This is a genomic window from Bradyrhizobium sp. SHOUNA76 (genome assembly GCF_023006445.1).
GTDB lineage: Bacteria > Pseudomonadota > Alphaproteobacteria > Rhizobiales > Xanthobacteraceae > Bradyrhizobium.
The window spans coordinates 1-3,960 of sequence record NZ_JALBHA010000554.1 but is presented as its reverse complement, the minus strand read 5'-3'; the positions used below and the strand labels follow the sequence as shown (position 1 = coordinate 3,960).

Genomic DNA, 3,960 nt, shown 5'->3' with positions numbered 1-3,960 from the left:
AGCCGCGCGGCGGCCCGGCGCTGTCGGGCCATGCCAGCCACCAGATCGGCCTCGATGCCGACATCTGGCTGACGCCGATGCCGGACCGCCGCCTCTCGCGCGAGGAGCGCGAGGACATGTCGGCGGTGATGATGGTGCGCCCCGACCGGCTCGACATCGATCCAAAAGTGTTCACGCCTGGCCATGTGTTGGTGCTGCGCGATGCGGCGCGGGAGCCGGGGGTGCAGCGCATCTTCGTCAATGCCGCGATCAAGAAGGCGCTGTGCCGCGAGGCCAAGGGCGACCGCGCGTGGCTGTCGAAGATCCGTCCCTGGTGGGGCCACGATTACCACTTCCACATCCGCATGCATTGCCCGGCTGGCGCCGGGGAATGCGAGGGTCAGCCGTCACAATCCGAGGACGAAGGCTGCAAACCCGCCGATCTCTCCTATTGGTTCTCCGACGCGGTGCTGCACCCCAAGCCGCCGCCGGAGCCGCCAAAACCGAAGCCGCCGATGACGCTGGCGCAGATGCCCGCGGCCTGCAAGGCGGTGCTGCACGCGGCGGATGCGAAGCCGTAGCGCGCGGATGGGCGTGCTGTCGCCTCATCCACCGCCGTCGTCCCTGCGAAAGCATTGCGAAAGCAGGGCCCCATAGCCACAGGGAGAAGTTTGGCGTGAAAGGTCCAAATCTTCGTCTCCTCCCTGTGGCCATGGACCCCGGATCTGCGCTCCGCTTCGCTGCGCTTGTCCGGGATGACGAACTCGTTGGTTGGTTCGCATCACCCCAATGCGCTAGGATCGTCCCGCCGCCGTGCCGTAAGACCGCGGCATTCCGGGATGCGCATCCCGTCGTTCAACAAGCCTGACCGCAAGCCTCGCCTCCTTCGCGTGGCCAACGATGGGATTTCACATGCGCATACTCGCCTTCCTCGCTGCGCTCTCGTTCGGTGCGACCTCCGCTTTCGCGGCCGAAGAGCCCAGCGGCTGCGACAAGTTCAAATGGCCGATCGAGCGGGAGCGCGCCGTGCTCACGGCTCCGGACCGCACCAAGCTCGCATCGGGAAGCGAGCAGGCGGCCGTGCCGTCATCCGCCATCACGCTGGGGCTGGTTGCCCCGAGTGAAGCAAAGCTGCCCACGCCGCCGGAGCGCGCGCCGAAGGACGGCACCTTTGCCGGCTTCACAGGCATCAAGACCACCAGGGCCGGGCTCTACACGATCAGCCTGTCCGCCGGCGCCTGGATTGACGTGGTCCAGGATGGACATGTCCTCAAGCCCGTGGCCTTCAGCGGCGCGACCGATTGCGACGGCATCCGCAAGACCGTGAAATACGAGCTGTCGGACAAGCCTTTTGTGCTCCAGGTCAGCGGCGCCAAGGACAATTCGCTGTCGATCGCGATCCTGCCGGCGCAATAGGCCAACGGTCGCCTTTGACCTGGGGCCTCGGCCTGCTATGTTTGCACCGCGATGTCCCCGCCGGCCGTAAGCCGTCGCAAGGGGCCGTGGAACAGCGCTTCCGCCCGTCGCAACTCACCCACCCAACGCCAGACTTGCGCGTGCGTTTTGCGCACGCGGACTCGCACGGAGCGCTCCCCATGTTACGCATTTCAGGACTTGTCACCGCCTTCGTCGTCCTCGCAAGCGCGAGCCTTTCGCCTGCTGCTGCCGAGGACAAGACCATCATCGTGTTTGCCGCGGCGTCGATGAAGAACGCGCTCGACGAGGTCGACGCTGCCTACACCGCCAAGACCGGCGTCAAGTTCTCGGTCAGCTATGCCGCCAGCTCGGTGCTGGCGAGGCAGATCGAGCAGGGCGCGCCGGCCGACGTGTTCGTCTCGGCCGACACCGACTGGATGGACTACGCGACAGCCAAGAAGACCATCAACGAGCCTTCCAGAGTCAATCTGCTCGGCAACAGCATCGTGCTGATCGCGCCGAAGGATTCCAAGGTCGACGACGTCGCGATCGCACAAGGTTTTGACCTCGCCAAGCTTGCCGGCGACGGCAGGATTGCGACCGGGGACGTCAAGTCGGTGCCGGTGGGCAAATATGCCAAGGCGGCACTCGAAAAGCTCGGGGCATGGCAGGCCGCCGAGCCGAAATTCGCCATGGCCGAGAGCGTGCGCGCGGCGCTGACGCTGGTGGCGCGCGGCGAGGCCAATCTGGGCATCGTCTATTCCACCGACGCCAAGGTCGAGCCCGGCGTCAAGATCGTCGGCACCTTCCCGGCGGATTCGCATCCCGCGATCATCTATCCCGTCGCAGCGACCACGACCGCGAAGGGCGAGGCCAACGGCTATCTCGCCTTCCTGCGCTCCTCGGCCGCCAAGACCATCTTGGAAAAATACGGCTTCAGGTTCCTGATCAGCCCCACGACGTGATATCTCCGGCTTGATGTCCGCGATTTCTCCCGCCGAATGGACCGCGATCCTGCTCTCGCTCAGGGTCGCGATCATCGCAACGCTGGTGGCGACGCCATTCGGCATCGCGCTGGCGTGGCTGCTGGCGCGGCGTGATTTCTGGGGCAAGTCGGTGCTCGATGCGCTCGTGCATCTGCCGCTGGTGCTGCCGCCTGTCGTCACCGGCTATCTGCTGTTGTTGACGTTCGGCCGGCGCGGCCTCGTCGGCGGCTTCCTCGCCGACCATCTCGGCATCGTCTTCGCGTTCCGCTGGACCGGCGCGGCGCTTGCTTGCGGCTTGATGTCGTTCCCGCTGCTGGTGCGGCCGATGCGGCTGTCGATCGAGGCGATCGACCGCCGGCTCGAGCAGGCGGCCGAAACGCTCGGCGCCGCCCCCTGGAAAGTGTTCTTCACGGTGACGCTGCCGCTGGCGCTGCCCGGCGTACTCGCCGGCATGGTGCTCGGCTTTGCCAAGGCGATCGGCGAGTTCGGCGCCACCATCACCTTCGTCTCCAACATTCCCGGCGAGACCCAGACGATTTCCTCCGCGATCTACTCGTTGATCCAGACGCCGGACGGCGACGCCGCCGCGGGCCGGCTCGTGATCGTCTCGATCGTGCTCGCGCTGGGCGCGCTGATCGCGGCCGAATGGTTCGCCCGCCGCGCCACCGCGCGATTGCACGGGAACTGATCATGCTGCGGGTCGACATCGAAAAGCAGCTCGGCGAGTTCTCGCTGTCCGCGAACTTCACCGGCGAAGGCCGCGTCATCGGCCTGTTCGGCGCCTCCGGCGCCGGCAAGACGTCGCTGGTCAACATGATCGCAGGGCTGTTGCGGCCCGACCGCGGCACCATCGTGATCGACGGCGAGACCGTCGACGACACCGTGGCCGGCCTCCATATCCCGACCTGGCGCCGCCGCATCGGTTATGTCTTTCAGGACGCACGGCTGTTTCCGCATCTCGACGTCGCGCAGAATCTCGACTACGGCCGGCAGATGAACCGCCTGGCGCCCGATCCTGCCCAGCACAAGCGCGTCATCGACCTCCTCGATATCGGCGCCCTGCAGGGCCGCCGTCCCGGAAAGCTCTCCGGCGGTGAGCGCCAGCGCGTCGCGCTCGGCCGCGCCCTGCTGTCGAAGCCGCGCCTCTTGCTGCTCGACGAGCCGCTCGGCGCGCTCGACGAAGGCCGCAAGCTCGAGATCCTGCCCTATCTGGTGCGACTGCGCGACGAGGCCAATGTGCCGATGGTCTATGTCAGCCACGACGCCGCCGAGCTGCGCCAGCTCGCGACGCAGATCGTGATGCTGAAGCAGGGCCGGGTGACGAGCTTTGGCGGGGTGAAGGTGCTGGCGTAGCAACTCCGTCGTCGTCCTTGCGATGGCTTTCGTAGGGTGGGCAAAGGCGCCCTTGCGCCGTGCCCACCAACTCTCTCGATCGCAAAAAATGCGTGGGCACGCTTCGCTTTGCCCACCCTACGGCAGCGTCAAACCCCGGCCACCGACGTCCATACCTCCGCAAGCTTGCGCCGCAGCGCCTGCGCGCGGGTCAGCGGCGCGGGCGTCTCGTCCTCTTCGGGCAGGC

At 66.7% G+C, this 3,960-nt stretch carries 5 protein-coding genes; all 5 read left to right on the top strand.

Features of this window, described 5'->3' with window-relative positions:
* Nucleotides 1-560, top strand: a 560-nt coding sequence (locus tag MOV74_RS33120) for a penicillin-insensitive murein endopeptidase (RefSeq protein ID WP_246931202.1), incomplete at its 5' end; no start/stop codon positions are given.
* A 331-nt stretch (nt 561-891) separates the two neighbouring features.
* Nucleotides 892-1,395 (top strand): hypothetical protein, encoded by a 504-nt coding sequence (locus MOV74_RS33115; RefSeq protein ID WP_246931201.1) that lies wholly within the window; start codon nt 892-894, stop codon nt 1,393-1,395.
* Nucleotides 1,396-1,574: 179 nt separating this feature from the next.
* Nucleotides 1,575-2,360: a molybdate ABC transporter substrate-binding protein gene (modA, locus tag MOV74_RS33110; protein ID WP_246931200.1), complete on the top strand. Its 786-nt coding sequence runs from the start codon at nt 1,575-1,577 to the stop codon at nt 2,358-2,360.
* 13 nt (nt 2,361-2,373) lie between these two features.
* Nucleotides 2,374-3,069 (top strand): molybdate ABC transporter permease subunit, encoded by a 696-nt coding sequence (gene modB / locus MOV74_RS33105; RefSeq protein WP_246931199.1) that lies wholly within the window; start codon nt 2,374-2,376, stop codon nt 3,067-3,069.
* Nucleotides 3,070-3,071: 2 nt separating this feature from the next.
* Nucleotides 3,072-3,734, top strand: coding sequence for a molybdenum ABC transporter ATP-binding protein (gene modC, locus MOV74_RS33100; RefSeq protein WP_246931198.1), 663 nt, complete (start codon nt 3,072-3,074; stop codon nt 3,732-3,734).
* The last annotated feature ends 226 nt before the right edge of the window (nt 3,735-3,960 follow it).

Excerpts from the sequence above, each read along its gene's own strand:
- MOV74_RS33115 (WP_246931201.1), top strand. The coding sequence starts at position 892 with ATGCGCATACTCGCCTTCCTCGCTGCGCTCTCGTTCGGTGCGACCTCC.
- modA (WP_246931200.1), top strand. The coding sequence starts at position 1,575 with ATGTTACGCATTTCAGGACTTGTCACCGCCTTCGTCGTCCTCGCAAGC.
- modB (WP_246931199.1), top strand. The coding sequence starts at position 2,374 with ATGTCCGCGATTTCTCCCGCCGAATGGACCGCGATCCTGCTCTCGCTC.
- modC (WP_246931198.1), top strand. The coding sequence starts at position 3,072 with ATGCTGCGGGTCGACATCGAAAAGCAGCTCGGCGAGTTCTCGCTGTCC.